We start from the raw sequence: 16,778 nt of genomic DNA on the forward strand, positions 1-16,778 counted from the left end.
GTCCGTCGACGGTTACGACCCGGCCCGCGGCGCCGCGTTCACCAGCTACGCCATCCCGATGATCGTCGGCGAGCTGAAGCGGCACTTCCGCGACAAGGGTTGGGACGTGCGCGTGCCCCGCCGCCTGCAGGAGCTGCGCCTGGAGATCTCGAAGATCTCCGGCGACCTCGCGCAGCAGCTGGGGCGCTCCCCGACGGTCGCCGACCTGGCCGCCCGCCTCGGGGTCAGCGAGGAGGACGTCATCGAGGGCATCGAGTCGGGTCACGCCTACCGGGCCCTGTCCATCAACGCCCCGGCCAGCGGCGACGAGGCGGGCGTCGAGCTCGCCGACCTCCTCGGCGGCGTCGACCGCGACCTGGAGGCCGTCGACGACCGGGAGTCGCTGCGGCCGCTGATCGCCGAGCTGCCCGAGCGCGAACAGCGGATCATCGCGATGCGGTTCTTCGGCAACCTGACGCAGACGCAGATCGCCGACCGGCTCGGCATCTCGCAGATGCACGTCTCCCGGCTGCTCGGCCACGCCCTCACCCACCTGCGCGGTGCCCTCGTGGCCCCGCTGTAGGGGGCTACGCCGGGGCGAGGACCGACGACAGCTGGTACACGTTGTACGCCTGCTTGATCACCGGGTGGGCGACGTTGCGGACGGGCACGCCGCCCGGCGTCGTGCCCCGCTCCGAGCCGGCGTGCGCGTGCCCGTGCACCGCGAGCCCCACCCCGGGCGTGGCGTCGATCGCCTGCGCCAGCAGGTACGAGCCGAGGAACGGGTAGATCTCCAGCGGCTCGCCGAGCAGCGTCTCCGGCACCGGCGAGTAGTGCGTCAACGCGATCCGCACGTCGCACTCCAGCTCCGCGAGGGCCACCCCGAACCGTTCGGCCAGCTCGCGGCTGTGCCGGGTGAACGCCTTCATCTCCGGCTCGCCGAACTCGCTGGCGCACGCGCCGGCGAACCCGCCGCCGAACCCCTTCGTCCCGGCGACGCCGACGCGGACGTCACCGACGTGCAGGACGGTGCCGGTGCACTCCAGCACGGTGATGCCCACGTCCTGCAGTACCTTCGTGACCTCCGCCTGCTGGTCGCAGTGATAGTCGTGGTTGCCGAGGATCGCGATCACCGGTACCGCGAGACCGCCGAACTCCTGGGCCACGCACCGCGCCTCGTCGGCCGTGCCGTGCCGGGTCAGGTCGCCGGCGAGCAGCAGCAGGTCCGCCTTGCCGTCCAGGTGCTCCAGCGCCGGGCGGTACCGGCCGAGGACGTCGGCGTCGAGATGGACGTCGCCGACCGCGGCGACCCTCACGCAACCTTCGGCCGTCATAGCTCCTCCACGTCTTGCGGCTCGTGGACCCGGGTGAGCCCGATGTTGCAGTGCACGGGCAGCTCGGGGAACGCCTCGGCGATCACCTGGCAGATCAGGTCGCGGCGGTCGGCGCTCTCGACCTCGCCGACGAGGCTGACCCCGTCCTCGGTGCGGACCACCCGGATGCCCTGCTCCGCGATGCGCTCGTCCTCGATGAGCAGCTGGTGCAGCTCGCTCTCGACGTGCTGGTCAATGATCATGCGGGCCTTCTCACAGGGAAGCGGCGAGCGCGCTGGTCTCGTCCAGCGACATGACGCCGAGGCGGTCGATCAAGAACAGGAAAGCATGCGCGTACGGCGAGTGTGCCGTTTCCCGGTAGACGCGGGGCCAGTCGATCTGCTCCCGCAGCGACCGCGCGACCGGCAGCCCGCGGGCGTAGTCGCAGTAGTGCGCCGACCAGGTCAGCACCTTGTGGATCATCAGCTCGGTCGCCGACAGCACCGGCATGTGGCAGGCGTTGACGGCGATCACGTCGGTGTCGGCCAGGGTCGCGTCGGTGACCGGCCGCTGCACCGGGCAGAAGATGAAGTCGATCAGGTTGTCCTCGTCGAACGCCTTGACCAGCCACCCCTCGGGCGGCACCTCGCCGCGGAACCCGACCTCCGACAGGGCGGTCAGGACCCGTTCTGCGTCCTCGGCCTTGATGAGGAAGTCGATGTCATGGTCGACGGATTCGCCGCCGCGGGCGTAGACCGCGAAACTGCCGGCCAGGCAGAACGGGATGCCCGAGTCCTTCAAGTGGTACGCGGCGCGCTTCAGCGTGGCGATGAGTGGCTGCCTGTCCTCCGGAACTGCCATGAACAGTGGCTTACCCGTCAGGTCATTCCGTCACACGCACCGATTGCGGCAGCCGGGGGAAGAGTTCGGTCTCCTCCTCCTGCACGTGTTCCCGCACCGCCTCCAGCAGCGCCGCGAGCAGCACCTCGAACGCCGGATCCACGTCGTTGGGCTCGGCCAGCCGGGCCATGAGGTCGTCGATGCGGCGGTGCTCGGCGGCCTCGTACTCGGCCAGCGCCGCCGGAAGGTGCGGGTGCAGCAGCCGCTCCTCGGTCGCGGTGTGCGCGGCCAGCACGGTGACCGCGGCGTCGAGGGCGGCCCGGCGCGCGTCCGGCGACCGCGCCGTCTCGATGTCGGCGAACAGCGACTCGATCCGGCGGTGTTCGGCGACGAGCAGGTCGACGAGGTCCTGCTCCATGGTCAGCTCCCCAGGTTCCGCGGCTCGGGCATGCGTTGGCGTACCCGGCGTGCCACCCGGCTAACCGTCACCCAGCAGACTTGATCGATATGCGGCGTGTCGGCCTTCCGTGGCGTTGGCACGTGTGTTCGAATAATCCCTCATGGAGCGAAGGAAGCACTGGTGGAACGGCGCCTGGGGGCGGCTCGCCCGCCGCGACGTGTACCTGTTCGAGGACGCCGGTCACTGGTGGGTCGAGTCGCGGGAGGGTGGCGCTGACGGGCGCTGCCGCACGTACGAGTTCGACGCCGAGGAGCCCGCCATGGACTGCGTGTCCGGCCTGCTCGCCCAGCCCGGCGATTGGCGCGAGCTGCACTGAGCGGGCCCGGCCGGCGACCGGTGGCCGGCGGGGTGCCCGGTGGACGACCGGCGCGCAACGAATCGCTGCCCGCCGGCCGTACCGCACAAGGAACACGCGGCAAGAAGCAGCTTTCCGCAATGGAACGCCGGGCGCGCCGCCCTTAGGTTTGACCGCATGAGCCGTCGCTACCTGATGTGTCGACCGACATATTTCGCCGTTGACTACGCGATCAACCCCTGGATGGACCCGACCGCGCCCGTCGACGCCGACCTCGCCGTCGCGCAGTGGACCCGGCTGTACGAGCTCTACCTGTCCCTCGGCCACACCGTCGACCTCATCGACCCGATCCCGGGCCTGCCCGACATGGTGTTCGCCGCCAACGGCGCCACGGTCGTGGACGGCACCGTCTACGGCGCGCAGTTCCGCCACCCGGAGCGCGCCGACGAGGGCCCCGCGTACCTGGCCTGGTTCGAGCGCAACGGCTTCACCGTCCACGCGCCGAAGAGCGTCAACGAGGGCGAGGGCGACCTCCTGCTCGCCGGCGGCCACCTGCTGGCCGGCACCGGCCTGCGCACCGAGCTGGCCGCGCACGCCGAGGCCCAGGAGCTCTTCGGCCGGCCGGTGATCACCCTGCAGCTCGTCGACCCGCGCTACTACCACCTCGACACCGCGCTGACCGTGCTGTCGCAGGACAACGTCGCGTACTACCCGGGCGCGTTCTCGCCCGGCAGCCAGGCGGTGCTGCGCCGGCTGTACCCCGACGGGGTCATCGCCACCGCCGCCGATGCCGCCGTCCTCGGCCTGAACGCCGTCAGCGACGGCCACCGGGTCGTCCTGCCGTCCGCCGCCACCCGCCTCGCCGCGGAGCTAGCGTCGAAGGGGTTCCAACCGGTGCCGGTCGACGTGTCCGAACTGCACAAGGCCGGTGGCGGACCGAAGTGCTGCACGCTGGAGGTGCGCTCATGACCACCGCCCTGGACGGCCTCACCGGGCCCGCCATCGCGCTCGCGGAACGCTGGACCGCGCACAACTACCACCCGCTGCCGGTCGTCATCGCCTCCGGTGAGGGTGCCTGGGTCACCGACGTCGACGGCCGCCGCTACCTGGACTGCCTGGCCGGCTACTCCGCGCTCAACTTCGGTCACCGCCACCCCGACCTCATCGCCGCCGCCCACGCCCAGCTGGACCAGGTGACGCTGACCAGCCGCGCGTTCCTGCACGACCAGTTCGGCCCGTTCTGCCAGGAGCTCGCCACGCTCTGCGGCAAGGACCTCGTCCTGCCCATGAACACCGGCGCCGAGGCGGTCGAGACCGCGATCAAGGTGGCTCGCAAGTGGGGCTACAAGGTCAAGGGCGTCCCCGACGGCCAGGCCACCATCGTCGTGGCCGCCGACAACTTCCACGGCCGCACCACCACGATCATCAGCTTCTCCACCGACCCCGACGCCCGCGCCGACTACGGCCCGTACACCCCCGGGTTCCGGATCGTGCCGTACGGCGACCTGGCCGCGCTCGCCGGCGCCATCGACGACACCACCGTCGCCGTGCTCATCGAACCCATCCAGGGTGAGGCCGGCGTGCTCGTCCCGCCGGCCGGCTACCTGGCCGGGGTGCGGGAGCTGTGCACCGCCACCAACGTCCTGTTCGTCGCCGACGAGGTCCAGTCCGGCCTCGGCCGCACCGGCGCCACGTTCGCCTGCGGCGACGTCGTCCCCGACGTGTACGTCCTGGGCAAGGCGCTCGGCGGCGGCATCGTGCCGGTCTCCGCGATCGCCGCGAACCGCGACGTCCTCGGCGTGCTGCGCCCCGGCGAGCACGGCTCCACGTTCGGCGGCAACCCCCTCGCGTGCGCCGTCGCCCGCGCCGTCATCGCCCTGCTCAATACCGGCGAGCCGCAGGCCAACGCGCGGCGGGTCGGCGCGTACCTGCACGAGCGGCTCGACACCCTCGTGGGCCACGGCCTCACCGCCGTGCGCGGCCGCGGCCTGTGGGCCGGCATCGACATCGACCCCGCGCTGATGACCGGCCGGCAGGCCTGCGAGGCGCTGCTGGCCCAGGGCGTCCTGGCGAAGGACACCCACGGCTCGACGCTCCGCCTGGCGCCGCCCCTGCTGGTGACCGAGCGGGACATCGACGTCGCGGTGGACGCGCTGACGGTGGTGCTGAAGGGCTGAGGCGCGGGGCGCAGGCGGTCGCCCCCCCACCTGCGCCCCGCAGTCCCAGGCCAGGGACCCGTGGCCGGCGGCCGCGGGTCCCTGGCCGCACACCCGCGGCCGGAGGCCGCGGGTCTCAGTCGCGCTGGAGCAACCGGCCGAGCCAGCCCCGGCGCCGGGACAGCGCGGCCGGTGCCGGCTCGTGGAACGGGCACGACGCCGGCTCGTCCGGCACCCGCGGCACGACGGGGGAGCGGCCCCGGCGGCCGAGCTCACGGGCGTCGCTGTCCAGGTAGAAGGCGGGCCGCTGGTCCGCCTCGTGGTAGTACCGGTGGAACACGCCGGTCGTGGCGCCGCTCATCGGCGGCACGATCCAGGTCCAGTCGGCCGGGGTCGGCCGGCCGGCGCGTTCCTCGCTGGCGACGTGCGCGAGGAACCGTTCCGACTCGCTGTGATGGTCGCTGATGCGGGCGCCGGCCTGGTCGAAGGACCACAGCACGGCCCGGTTGAGCTCCAGCAGGGCGGTGTCGCGCCACAGCGACCGTTCGGTGCTGGTGTCCAGGCCCATCCGTTCGGCGATGACCGGCAGCAGGTTGTAGCGGTCGGTGTCGGCGAGGTTGCGGGCGCCGATCTCGGTGCCCAGGTACCAGCCGTTGAACGGGGCCAGGGGGTAGTCGACCCCGCCGATGGTGAGCCGCATGTTGGCGATGGCGGGCACGGCGTGCCAGCGCAGGCCGAGCTCGGCGAACCAGCGCAGCGTCGGGTGCTCGATCGGCACCTCCCACACCGCGGTCTCGGGCAGGTCGTACAGGTTGACGTCGCCGCCGGGGCCTTCGATCGCGAGGGGAAGCACGTCGAAGGGGTTGTCGGGCTTGCCGCGCCAGCCGTACTGCTGCAGCGTCTCGGTGAACTGGGTGTAGCGGGGGTCGCCGACGACCGTGCCGGCGTGCGGGCCCTCGGTGTGGCGGTGCCCGGCGTACCGGATGAGCTGCTCGTTCCACAGCCGGGCGCCCTCCCGGCCGGGGACGTGCTGGGCGAAGACCGAGATGACGGGCCGGATCACGTTGCGTTCGCGCTGGCCGGCGAGGTGCAGGTGGCGCACGAGCTCCTCGAAGATCTCGTCGGGGGCGCTGACCTTGCGCAGGTCGCGCACGACGAGGCTGCGCCAGTACAGCCGGCCGATGCAGCGGCTCGCGTTGCGCCACGCCACCCGGCAGCCGAACACCAGCTCCGGGTACGTGTGGACGTACGTGCCCGTCTCGGCGACCTCGTCGCGGATCTGCGCGAGGCGCTCGCGCCCGTCGCCGCGCTGCGGGTGCTCCCGGTAGTACTGCCCGAGGAAGTCCTCGGCCTCCCGAAGATCCACCGGCAGGTGCGGATCCCACTGCTGACCTGGCGTGTCGCGGTACCCAGGCACGCTCACACTGACCTCCCAACGCCGACGGGGGTTCCCTGGGGGCGGGTCCGACGCGGCAAGGAGTTCATGTTCGGCGTCTCACCCTGGCCAGAGTCGCACAACGTGTGCGCTCTGTGTCGGTGGGTCAGCGATGCAAGCTGCAAAACGGCAGACGCACTCCGGCCGAACGGATGATGACGGCCGGAGTGCGCCACCCGGACGCGGTGTCCGTGCTAGCCGGACGCGACCCGCCGCAGCCTGGCCAGGTACGTCTGCGCCACGACCACCAGCGCGATGAACGCCCCGCTGATCACGGTCTGCCACGCCGAGGTGACCGTGCCGTCCTGGTTGATCAGGTTCTGGATCACCTGCAGCAGCAGCACCCCGGCGATCGTGCCGCCGAGCGTGCCGGCCCCGCCGGTGAGCAGGGTGCCGCCGATGACGACGGCGGCGATCGCGTCCAGCTCCATGCCGGTGCCCAGGACCGTGACGCCGGAGCCGAGCCGCGCCGCGTTGAGCGCCCCGGCCAGCCCGGCGAGGAGCCCGGACAGCACGTACACCCGGACCTGCGTCGCGCGGATCCGCACGCCCATCAGCCGGGCCGCGTCCTCGCTGCCGCCGATCGCGTACACGGACTGGCCGAAGCGGGTGCGGTAGAGCGTCACCATGCCGGCCGCGAACAGCACCACGACCAGGTAGACGGGGGACTTCACGCCGAGCAGCGCCCCCTGGCCGAAGTCCTTGAACGCCCCGGGGTCGACCAGGTACGTGGTGCGGCCCTCGCCGGACAGGGCGAGCATGAGGCCCCGCGCGCCGAGCAGCCCGGCGAGGGTCACGATGAACGGCGCCAGCCGCGCGTACGCGATGACCAGGCCCTGCACCAGGCCGAACAGCCCGCACACGGCGAGGGGCACGGCGAACGCGGCGGCGACGCCGTACCGCGACGCCCACGCGGCGAGGACGCCGCCGAGCACGTAGAGCGAGCCGACGGACAGGTCGATCCCACCGGTGATGATCACGAAGGTCATGCCGAGGGCGATGAGGGCGGCCGGCGCGGCCGAGATGAGGATCGTGCCGGCGTTGTCGAGGCTGCGGAAGCTGTCGTAGGCGACGAGCCCCACGGCGAGCACGACACCGAGCACGGCGAGGGCGCCCTGCCGCTGGACGAGCTCGACGACCCGTTCGGTGCGCAGCGCCGCCGCCTCGGCCTTCGCGGTCCGCGGTGCGGCGACGAGCGTCATCGGGTCCTCCGTTCCCGGGCCGCGTACACCGCGACCAGGATGATGACCGCCTGGACCATCTGCGCGGTCGAGTCCTTGAGGTTGTTGGCGATCATCGTCGCGGTCAGCAGCTGCATGAGGAACGCGCCGGCGACGGTGCCCAGGACGCGGACCTTCCCGCCGGTGAGGGGGGTGCCGCCGACGACGACGGCGGTGATCGCGGACAGCTCGATGAGCAGCCCGATCCGGGACGCGTCGGCGGAGCCGATCCGCGACACCTGGATCACGCCGGCGACGGCGGCGAGCACGGCGGCGATGACGTAGACGGTGATCAGGACCCGTTTGACGGGGACGCCGGCGAGCTGGGCGGCGGCCCGGTTGTCGCCGACGGCGAGCAGCCGCCGGCCGAACACGGTGCGGCGCACGACGAAGCCGACGACCACGGCGAGCACGGCGGCGATCCACACCGTGTACGGCACGCCGAGGAACGCGTCGGTGCCGATGGCGAGGAAGTCCTTGGCGCGGATGTCCTTGTACCTGCCGTCGGACAGCACCAGGGCGACGCCGCGGCCGGCGACCAGCATGGCGAGGGTCGCCACGATCGGCTGGAGCCCGACGAACGCGACGAGGCCGCCGTTGACCAGCCCGACGACGACGCCGCCGGCGACGGCCAGGACGATCGCCGGGACGGTGCCGTAGCCGAGGTACAGGGGGATGAGGGCGGCGCCGAGCGCCATCACCGACCCGACGGACAGGTCGATGCCCTCGGTGCCGATGACCAGCGCCATGCCGAGCGCCACGATGACGACCGGGGTGACCTGGACCAGCTGGATGCGCAGGTTGTTCCAGGCGAGGAAGTTGTCGGTCCAGGCGATGTTGAACAGCACCAGCAGGGCGAGCGCCACGTACACCCCGTACACGGGCAGCAGGCGCCTGACGGCGGCGGCGTCGAGGCCGTCCTTCTTCACGGACAGCGTCGTCATGACGCCGCCGTCGCGATCACGTGCATCAGCTGCTCCGTTGTCACGTCGTCGCCGCGCAGCATGCCGGCGACGGCGCCGTCGCGCAGCACGACCACCCGGTCGGAACCCTCGATGAGCTCCTCGGCGTCGGAGGAGACCAGCACGACGCCGAGGCCTTCGGCGGCGAGCTCGTCGATGAGCGCCTGGACCTCCGCCTTCGCGCCGACGTCGATGCCGCGGGTGGGCTCGTCCAGCAGCAGCACCTTCGGCCCGGTCGCGAGGAGCCGGGCGAGCAGCACCTTCTGCTGGTTGCCGCCGGACAGGTCGCCGACGCGCTGGTGGGGGCCGGACGCCTTGATCCGCAGCCGCCGCATGAACGTCTCCACGATGTTGTCGATCTTCCGTTCGGAGACGATGCCGGCGGTGGCCAGCCGCGGCAGGACGGCCAGGGCGATGTTCTCCCGCACGGACAGGCCCAGGGCGATGCCCTCGGCCTTGCGGTCCTCGGGCTGCACGGCGATGCCGGCCTTGAGCGCGGTGACCGGGTTGGGCCGGCGCAGGACCTCGCCGTCGACCTCGACGGTGCCGTGGTCCAGCGGCAGCGCCCCGGCGACGGCCTTGATGGTCTCGCTGCGCCCGGCGCCGAGCAGGCCGCCGAGGCCGACGACCTCGCCGGGCAGCACCTCGAAGCTGACCCCGGTGAGCCGGTGCCGGCTGGTGAGGCCGTCGGCGCGCAGCACGGGCCGGCTGTCGGCGGCGGAGTGCTCCCCGCCGAAGCTGGTGTAGCCGGCCTTGCGCACCTCGGACATCGGCCGGCCCAGCATGTGCGACACCAGCTGCAGCCGGTCGAGGTCCTTGATGGGGCCGGTGTGCACGAGCCGGCCGTCGCGCAGGACGGTGACCCGGTCGCAGATGCGGTACAGCTCGTCGAGGCGGTGGCTGACGTAGATGATGCCGACGCCGCGCTCGTGCAGGCGCGCGATGACGCCGAAGAGCGTCTCGACCTCGCGGGGTTCCAGCGAGGACGTCGGCTCGTCCATGACGACGACGCGGGCGTCGACCATGACGGCGCGGGCGAGGGCGACCATCTGCTGCGCGCCGAGCGCCATGAGGCCGAGGGGGCGGCGCACGTCGGAGGTGATGCCGTAGCCGGCGAGGATCTCCGCGGCCTGCCGGTGCATCCGGCCGGCGTCGACGAGGCCGAGCCGGGTGCGCGGCTCCCGGCCGAGGAAGAGGTTGCGCGCCACGCTCATCAGCGGGACGAGGTTGACCTCCTGGTAGATGGTGGAGATGCCGGCCGCCTGCGCGTCGAGCGGGCCGTCGAACGTGACCGGCCGCCCCAGGTGCCGCAGGTCGCCGCCGTCGGGCCGGTACACGCCGGTGAGCACCTTGATGAGGGTGGACTTGCCGGCGCCGTTCTCGCCGACGAGGGCGTGCACCTCACCGGCGCGCAGGGTGAACGAGACGTCGTCGAGGGCGCGCACCCCCGGGAACTGTTTGCTGACGCCGGCCACTTCGAGCAGCGGCGCGTCCGGAGCGGACATGCGGGAGGTCCCATCGTGAAGCACGGGCCCAGGCCGGGACGGTCCCCGGCCTGGGCTGCGGCGCGGTGTCGGTCAGTACGCGAGGCCCAGGTCGGCCGCGGCGTTGGTCGAGTCGTACTCCCGGTCGGAGATGATGATGTTCTCCGGGATCGCCTCGCCGTCGAAGAACTTCGTGGCGGTGCCGAAGGCGAGCGGGCCGAAGCGCGGGTTGGACTCGATGACCGAGAAGATCCAGCCGTCGACGATGCCCTGGACCGCGCCCTTCGTACCGTCGATCGTCACGATCTTGACGTCGCCGGCCTTCTTGCTGGCGCCCTTCAGGGCGGTGATCGCGCCGAGGGCCATCTCGTCGTTCTCGGCGTAGATGCCGTTGATGTTGGGCTTGGACTGCAGCAGCTGCTCGGAGACCTTCTGGCCCTCCTCGCGGGAGAACTGGCCGGTCTGCTCGAACTCGATCTTGATGTTCGGGGCGACCTTCGCGAGCTGCTCCTTGAACCCGTTGGTCCGCAGCGTGGTCACGTTGTTGCCGGGGGCGCCGAGCAGGATCGCGACGGTGCCGGTGTTGTTGAGGGCCTTGGCCATCTTGTCGGCGGCGCGCTTGCCCTGCTCGTAGAAGTCCGAGCCGATGAACGTCAGGAAGTCGGTGCAGTGCTTCGCGTTGATCTTCCGGTCGATGGTGACGATCGGGATCTTCTTCGCCGCGGCCTTCTGGAACACCGAGTCCCAGCCGTCTGAGTTGAGCGGCGCGATGACCAGCAGCTGCACGCCCTGGTCGATCAGGGTGCTGACGTCGGTGATCTGCTTGTCGAACTTCGAGTCGGCGTTGGTGACCTTCAGGTTGGCGGCCGGGATGCCCAGCTTCGCCGCCTCGTCCTTGATGGACTGGGTCTCGGCGATGCGGAACGGGTTGGCCTCCTTCTCCGACTGCGAGAAGCCGATGCTGGCGGTCTTGAGGTCGAGCTTCGCCCCGCCGAACTGCTGCAGGGTGCAGGTGGAGCCTCCGGCGGCGGCGGACTTCGTCGTCTGCACCGCGGCGGAGCTGTCGGCGGTCGCCTTAGCGGCGGGGTCGTCCTCGGACTTCGCGCAGCCGGTCGTCAGCAGGGCGGCGGCGCTGAGAACGGCCAGGGCGGGCCGCCAGCGGCCTCGCACATCGATCATCTTGGTCACTCCCTTGAGCGGAGGGGTGGACCGCGGCGTGTGGCACGTCGCGTTGTGGCGTACCGCATTCACTCATCCTCAAACTTTTTCTGTCAAGACTTTCCACCCAGCCGCCCAAAACCAAACACCAACTGTCACATGTTCGGGACCTTGGCAAAGTTGTCCAGACATTGCGGCGATCGATCGTGTGCAAACCGCGGCGGGTATGCCACAATATTCAACAATTTCGATCTTTCGACCCTGGGAGCTGGGATGACCCGAAGTCCCCGGGCGATGAGGCGCGTCCTCACCGCCGCCGCCACGGCGCTGCTCGTATCCACCCTCATCACTTCGGTCGGGTCCGGGCCGGCGGCCGCCACCGCCACCCCGAGGCCCGGACCGGTTGCGGCCCCCGTCATGGGCTGGAACAGTTGGAACAGGTTCGGTTGTAACATCGACGAGAATCTCATCAAGGCGACCGCCGACGCCATGGTGAGCACCGGCCTGCGCACCTCCGGATACACGTACGTCAACATCGACGACTGCTGGATGGCCCCCACCCGCGACGCACAGGGCCGGCTGCGCCCCGACCCGGTCCGCTTCCCCGGCGGCATCGCCGCCATCGCCGACTACGTCCACGCCCGCGGGCTCAAGCTCGGCATCTACTCATCGGCCGGCACCGCCACCTGCCAGGGCCTGCCGGCCAGCCTCGACCACGAGACCGTCGACGCGCAGACCTGGGCGTCGTGGGGCGTCGACCTGCTCAAGTACGACAACTGCAACAACCAGGGCCGCCCCGCCGTGCAGCGGTACAAGGCGATGGGCGACGCGCTCAAGGCCACCGGACGGCACATCGTCTACAGCATCTGCAACTGGGGCGACGACGCGCCGTGGGTGTTCGGCCCGGACGTCGGCGGCAGCCTGTGGCGCACCACCGGCGACATCAACGCCAGCTGGGGCAGCATCACCTCGCTGCTGGACCAGCAGGCGGGCCTGGAGACCTTCGCCCGCAAGGGCTACTCCAACGACCCCGACATGCTCGAGGTCGGCAACGGCTCACTCACCCACGACGAGAACGTCGCCCACTTCTCGCTGTGGGCGCTGCTGTCCGCGCCGCTGCTGCTCGGCAACGACCTGCGCAGCGTCTCCACCGCCACCCTCGACGTGCTGCGCAACGCCGAGGTCATCGCCGTCAACCAGGACTGGGGCGGCTCACAGGGCCGCCGCGTCGCCGACAACGGCGACACCGAGGTGTGGGCCAAACCGATGAGCGACGGCTCCGTGGCCGCCGTGCTGTTCAACCGCGGCGCGGCGGCGACGACCGTGTCCACGACCGCCGCCGCGCTCGGGCTCGGCGGCTCCAGCTCGTACACCACCCGCAACCTCTGGACCGCGGCCACCGGCACCACCGCGGGAACCGTCTCGGCGACCGTCGCACCGCACGGCGTCGCGATGTTCCGGGTCACCCGCGCGGGCACCCTCGCCGCGCCACCGGCCGCCGGGACGCTGCAGGTGAGCGACCTGCCGTGGCTCGCCTCCAGCGGCGGCTGGGGACCCGTGGAACGCGACCGCGCCAACGGTGAGCAGGCCGCCGGCGACGGCGCGGCCCTGAACATCGGCGGGACCGCGTTCACCAAGGGCATCGGCACGCACGCCGACGCGGCCGTGCACGTCTGGCTCGGCCGCGCGTGCCGCACGTTCACCGCCCAGGTCGGCGTCGACGGCGAGGTCGGCGCCAACGGCTCCGTCCGGTTCGCCGTGTACGGCGACGGCCGGCTCCTCGGCTTCACCGCCGTGAAGACCGGCGGGCAGGCACCGACCCGGCTGACCGTGTCCACCGGCGGCTACCTGACCCTGGAGCTGCGGGTCACCGACGCCCGTGACGGCGTCAACTACGACCACGCCGACTGGGGCAGCCCCACCCTCGTCTGCGGCGGCAGCGGCACCGGTACGGCCGTCAGCGACCGCACCTGGGGCACCGCCGTCAACGGCTGGGGACCCGCGGAACGCGACACCTCCAACGGTGAGCAGGCCACCGGCGACGGCAGCCTCATCACCGTCGGCGGGGTCAGCTACCCCAAGGGCGTCGGCGTCCACGCCGCCGGCGACCTCAGCGTGCCCCTCGGCGGGGCGTGCAGCCGGTTCACCGCCGTCGCCGGCCTCGACGCCGAGGTCGGCACGTCCTCGACCGGTGTGGTGTTCAGCGTCGTCGCCGACGGCGTCACCCTGTGGACCAGCCCGACCGTGACCGCCGCGGCCCCCGTGACCGTGGACGTCTCCGTGGCCGGCCGCACCGACCTGCGGCTCGTCACCGGCGGCGCCGGCTCCATCGACTACGACCACGCCGACTGGGCCGACGCGCGCCTCATCTGCTGAACCGGTACGTCCCCGGCCCGGGGGTGACCACGAACGTGTCGGGGGGCGTGAAGCCGGCCGCGGCGAACGCCTCCCGCACACCGTCGCGCACCGCGTCGCAGCGCTCCTCGTCGACCAGCGCCAGGACGCAGCCGCCGAACCCGCCGCCGGTCATCCGGGCGCCGTGCGCGCCGTGCGCCAGCGCCGCCTCCACCGCCGTGTCGACCTGCGGCACCGTGATCTCGTAGTCGTCGCGCATCGACGCGTGCGACGCCGTCATCAGCGGCCCCGCCGCGCGCAGGTCACCGGCGCGCAGCACCGCGACGGTGTCCAGCACCCGCTGGTTCTCCGTCACCACGTGCCGCACCCGGCGGCGGATCGTGTCGTCGTCGAGCTTCGCCAGGGCGTCGGGCAGCGCGTCGGCGTCGATGTCGCGCAGCGCCGCCACGCCCAGCACGGCGGCGGCCTCCTCGCACGCCCGGCGGCGGGCCGCGTACTCGCCGTCGACGTGCGCGTGCGGCGCCCTGCTGTCCACCACCAGGATCTTCAGCCCGGCCGCGGCCAGGTCGAACGGCACCTGCTCGGTGGCCAGGGACCGGCAGTCCAGGAACAGCGCGTGACCCTCCTGGCACAGCGTCGACGCGGCCTGGTCCATGATGCCCGTCGGGGCGCCCACGTACTCGTTCTCCGCGCGCTGCGCCAGCCGCGGCCGGTCCCGCATCGGCAGCCGCGCGCCGTCGACCCCGGCGAGGTCAGCGAGGACCGCCATCACCGCGCACTCCAACGCCGCCGACGACGACAGCCCCGCACCGGACGGCACGTCCGAGGCGATCGACAGCCGGGCGCCGGGCACGTCGACGCCGGCCTCCCGCAGCACCCACACGACCGCGGCGACGTACGCGGCCCACCCGCCGACCTTCTCGCTCAGGTCGAACGTGACCGTCTCACCCGTCTGCTCCGACGTGACGACCCAGTGCCGCCGCTCCAGCCGGACCCCGCTGACCGCGGTCGCGTGCGGCAACGCGAACGGCAGCACGAACCCGTCGTTGTAGTCGGTGTGCTCGCCGATGAGGTTGACCCGGCCCGGGCTGACCCACAGGGTGCCGGCGCCGTCCGTGGCGGCGCTCAGCCGCTCCGCGGCGGTGCGCACCGCCGGACCCTCCGCAGCAGCGCTCACAGCTGGACCTCCCGCAGCATCGCGGCCGCCTGCTCCGGCCGCACGTCGTTGACGAACACACCCATGCCGGACTCGGAGCCGGCGAGGTGCTTGAGCTTGCCCGGCGCCCGGCGGGTGCTGAACAGCTGCAGGTGCAGGTACGCCAGGTGCCGGTCGACCCGGACCGGCGCCTGGTGCCACGCCGCGATGTACGGCATCTGCAGCCCGAACATGCCGTCGAGGCGGCGCAGCACCTCCAGGTAGAGCCCGCCGAACGCGGCACGCTCCTCGGCGCCGAGCGCCGGGATGTCGGGGACCTGCCGGTGCGGGTACAGGTGCACCTCGAACGGCCAGCGGGCGACCGCCGGCACGAACGCCGTCCAGTGCGCGTTCTGCGCCACGACCCGTTCGCCGTCGGCGCGCTCGGCGGCCAGCACGTCGGCGAACAGGTTGCCGCCGCCCTCATGGGCGCGGGCCGACGCCAGCATCCGTCGGGTCCGCGGCGTGACGAACGGGTACGCGTAGATCTGCCCGTGCGGGTGCGGCAGGGTCACCCCGATCTCGGTGCCCCGGTTCTCGAAACAGAAGACCTGCTCGACGTCGTCACGGGTCGACAGGTCGGCGGTGCGGTCCGCCCACGCCTCCAGCACCGTGCGCACCCGCGCCGGCGACAGCGACGCGAACGACGCGTTGTGGTCGGAGGTGAAGCAGACGACCTCGCAGCGGCCGGCGCCCGGCCGGGTCGGCACCAGCCCCGGCAGGATGTCGCCCTGCTCGGGCCCGACCCGGTGGCTGAACGACGGGAACCGGTTCTCGAACACCACCACGTCGTACTCCGACGACGGGATCTCGCTCTGCCACTCCGGCGTCGACGGGCACAGCGGGCACTGGTCGGACGGCGGGTGGTAGGTCCTGGACTGCCGGTGCGCGGCGATGGCCACCCACTCATCGAGGATGGGGTCGTGACGCATCTCTGACGCCGCGGGCGGGGGTGGCAGCTCCCGCTGGTCGACCGCGTCCCGGGACGCGTCGTCGCGTTCGTCGAAGTAGATGAGTTCCCGACCGTCGGCGAGGTGGGTGACCGTGCGCTTCACTCGTTCTCCAGGTGGGTGGCTAACCGTTCGGATCGACCACGATGAGCTCACCGACGCGCTCAGCGAGCTGCACCCGTGCCTCCGCGGGCAGCCCGACGTCGGTGATGAGGATGTCCGCCTCGTCGAGCGGGGTGATGGTCGCGATGCCGACCATCTCCCACTTGGTGTGGTCGGCCAGCACGACCAGCCGGCGGGCGGCGGAGACCATCAGGCGGTTGGTGCCGGCCTCCATGAGGTTCGGCGTGGTGAACCCGGTGCGCGGGCTCATGCCGTGCACACCGAGGAACAGCACGTCGACGTTGAGCGAGCCGATCGCCGCCTCGGCGACCGGGCCGGCGAGGGCGTCGGACGGGGTGCGGATACCGCCGGTGAGCACGACCGTCTGGTCGGGCCGGCCCGCGTGGTACAGGGTGTCGGCGACCGGGATCGAGTTCGTGACGATGGTCAGCCCCGGGACGTCGACGAGGTGCGCGGCGAGCGCCGCCGTCGTGGTGCCGGCGGACAACGCGACCGCCGTGTGCGGTTCGATGAGCTTCGCGGCCCGCTCGACGATCGCGGCCTTCTCGTTGCGCTGGCGCACCGACTTGGCGTCGAACCCCGGCTCCTCGGTGGATCCGGGTCCGGCGATGGTCGCGCCGCCGTGGACCTTGTCGACCAGCCCGCGGTCGGCGAGGGCCTCCAGATCACGGCGGATGGTCATGTCGGACACGCCGAACTGGCGCACCAGTTGGCTGACCCGCACACCCCCGTGCCGACGCACCAGATCCAGAATGGCCGTTTGCCGTTGCTGTGCGAGCATCACGCCGTTCCCTTCGCGAGCGCAGCGGCCGGCGCGGCTGCGCGGATGGCGAATCCCATCGCAGATTCCAAC

General features: G+C 71.9%; 17 protein-coding genes. 5 read left to right on the forward strand and 12 right to left on the reverse strand.

Going from position 1 to position 16,778, the window contains the following annotated elements; genetic code table 11:
• Positions 1–562 (forward strand): sigma-70 family RNA polymerase sigma factor (locus OP18_RS29735; RefSeq protein WP_033362411.1); only part of this gene is annotated, 562 nt, incomplete at its 5' end.
• 4 nt (positions 563–566) lie between these two features.
• Here OP18_RS29735 and OP18_RS29740 read toward each other — a convergent pair.
• From OP18_RS29740 to OP18_RS29755, 4 genes are read right to left on the reverse strand one after another with little or no spacing between them, the layout of a single operon-like run.
• Positions 567–1,313 (reverse strand): metallophosphoesterase family protein, encoded by a 747-nt coding sequence (locus tag OP18_RS29740; protein WP_033362412.1) that lies wholly within the window; start codon positions 1,311–1,313, stop codon positions 567–569.
• Positions 1,310–1,555, reverse strand: a complete 246-nt coding sequence (locus tag OP18_RS29745) for a hypothetical protein (RefSeq protein ID WP_033362413.1) — start codon at positions 1,553–1,555, stop codon at positions 1,310–1,312. Before OP18_RS29745 ends, OP18_RS29740 begins: the two co-directional genes overlap by 4 nt.
• 10 nt (positions 1,556–1,565) lie before the next feature.
• On the reverse strand, positions 1,566–2,153 hold the full coding sequence (locus tag OP18_RS29750) for a nucleotidyltransferase family protein (protein ID WP_033362414.1): 588 nt from the start codon (positions 2,151–2,153) through the stop codon (positions 1,566–1,568).
• A 22-nt stretch (positions 2,154–2,175) separates the two neighbouring features.
• Positions 2,176–2,550, reverse strand: coding sequence for a hemerythrin domain-containing protein (locus OP18_RS29755; protein WP_033362415.1), 375 nt, complete (start codon positions 2,548–2,550; stop codon positions 2,176–2,178).
• A 142-nt stretch (positions 2,551–2,692) separates the two neighbouring features.
• Between OP18_RS29755 and OP18_RS29760 the strand changes: the two genes are divergently transcribed.
• The 3 genes from OP18_RS29760 (at position 2,693) to rocD (ending at position 5,064) form a co-directional block, all read left to right on the forward strand.
• Positions 2,693–2,908, forward strand: coding sequence for a hypothetical protein (locus tag OP18_RS29760; RefSeq protein ID WP_033362416.1), 216 nt, complete (start codon positions 2,693–2,695; stop codon positions 2,906–2,908).
• A gap of 156 nt (positions 2,909–3,064) precedes the next feature.
• Positions 3,065–3,856 carry a dimethylargininase gene (gene ddaH / locus OP18_RS29765; RefSeq protein ID WP_033362417.1) on the forward strand — a complete coding sequence of 264 codons (792 nt, stop codon included), beginning with the start codon at positions 3,065–3,067 and terminating at the stop codon, positions 3,854–3,856.
• Positions 3,853–5,064 (forward strand): ornithine--oxo-acid transaminase, encoded by a 1,212-nt coding sequence (rocD, locus tag OP18_RS29770; protein WP_033362418.1) that lies wholly within the window; start codon positions 3,853–3,855, stop codon positions 5,062–5,064. The genes ddaH and rocD overlap by 4 nt, the downstream gene beginning before the upstream one ends.
• A 115-nt stretch (positions 5,065–5,179) precedes the next feature.
• Here rocD and OP18_RS29775 read toward each other — a convergent pair whose 3' ends face one another.
• From OP18_RS29775 to OP18_RS29795, 5 genes are all read right to left on the reverse strand, one after another.
• A complete protein-coding gene (locus OP18_RS29775) occupies positions 5,180–6,466 on the reverse strand; it encodes a nitric oxide synthase oxygenase (protein WP_081971238.1) in 1,287 nt (428 codons plus the stop codon).
• Positions 6,467–6,672: 206 nt separating this feature from the next.
• Entirely contained in the window at positions 6,673–7,680 is a 1,008-nt protein-coding gene (locus OP18_RS29780; protein WP_033362419.1) for an ABC transporter permease, read from the reverse strand.
• The gene (locus tag OP18_RS29785; RefSeq protein ID WP_033362420.1) at positions 7,677–8,642 is read right to left on the reverse strand and encodes an ABC transporter permease; all 966 of its coding nucleotides are present in this window, start codon (positions 8,640–8,642) and stop codon (positions 7,677–7,679) included. Before OP18_RS29785 ends, OP18_RS29780 begins: the two co-directional genes overlap by 4 nt.
• A complete protein-coding gene (locus OP18_RS29790; protein WP_033362421.1) occupies positions 8,639–10,165 on the reverse strand; it encodes a sugar ABC transporter ATP-binding protein in 1,527 nt (508 codons plus the stop codon). The genes OP18_RS29785 and OP18_RS29790 overlap by 4 nt, the downstream gene beginning before the upstream one ends.
• Before the next feature lie 72 nt (positions 10,166–10,237).
• Positions 10,238–11,323 carry an ABC transporter substrate-binding protein gene (locus OP18_RS29795; protein WP_033362572.1) on the reverse strand — a complete coding sequence of 362 codons (1,086 nt, stop codon included), beginning with the start codon at positions 11,321–11,323 and terminating at the stop codon, positions 10,238–10,240.
• Positions 11,324–11,596: 273 nt separating this feature from the next.
• Here OP18_RS29795 and OP18_RS51475 point away from each other — a divergent pair, with 273 nt between their 5' ends.
• Positions 11,597–13,678, forward strand: a complete 2,082-nt coding sequence (locus tag OP18_RS51475) for an NPCBM/NEW2 domain-containing protein (protein ID WP_043788009.1) — start codon at positions 11,597–11,599, stop codon at positions 13,676–13,678.
• Here the strand turns inward: OP18_RS51475 and galK are convergent.
• Genes galK through OP18_RS29815 form a run of 3 tightly spaced genes read right to left on the reverse strand, consistent with a single transcriptional unit; the run spans position 13,668 to position 16,706 of the window.
• Positions 13,668–14,834, reverse strand: a complete 1,167-nt coding sequence (gene galK / locus OP18_RS29805; protein ID WP_389249106.1) for a galactokinase — start codon at positions 14,832–14,834, stop codon at positions 13,668–13,670. The two genes, OP18_RS51475 and galK, sit on opposite strands and share 11 nt — an antisense overlap.
• Entirely contained in the window at positions 14,831–15,907 is a 1,077-nt protein-coding gene (galT, locus tag OP18_RS29810; protein WP_033362423.1) for a galactose-1-phosphate uridylyltransferase, read from the reverse strand. Before galT ends, galK begins: the two co-directional genes overlap by 4 nt.
• Positions 15,908–15,926: 19 nt before the next feature.
• On the reverse strand, positions 15,927–16,706 hold the full coding sequence (locus OP18_RS29815; RefSeq protein ID WP_033362424.1) for a DeoR/GlpR family DNA-binding transcription regulator: 780 nt from the start codon (positions 16,704–16,706) through the stop codon (positions 15,927–15,929).
• Positions 16,707–16,778 lie beyond the last annotated feature (72 nt).

The organism is Dactylosporangium aurantiacum, from assembly GCF_000716715.1.
Taxonomy (GTDB): domain Bacteria; phylum Actinomycetota; class Actinomycetes; order Mycobacteriales; family Micromonosporaceae; genus Dactylosporangium; species Dactylosporangium aurantiacum.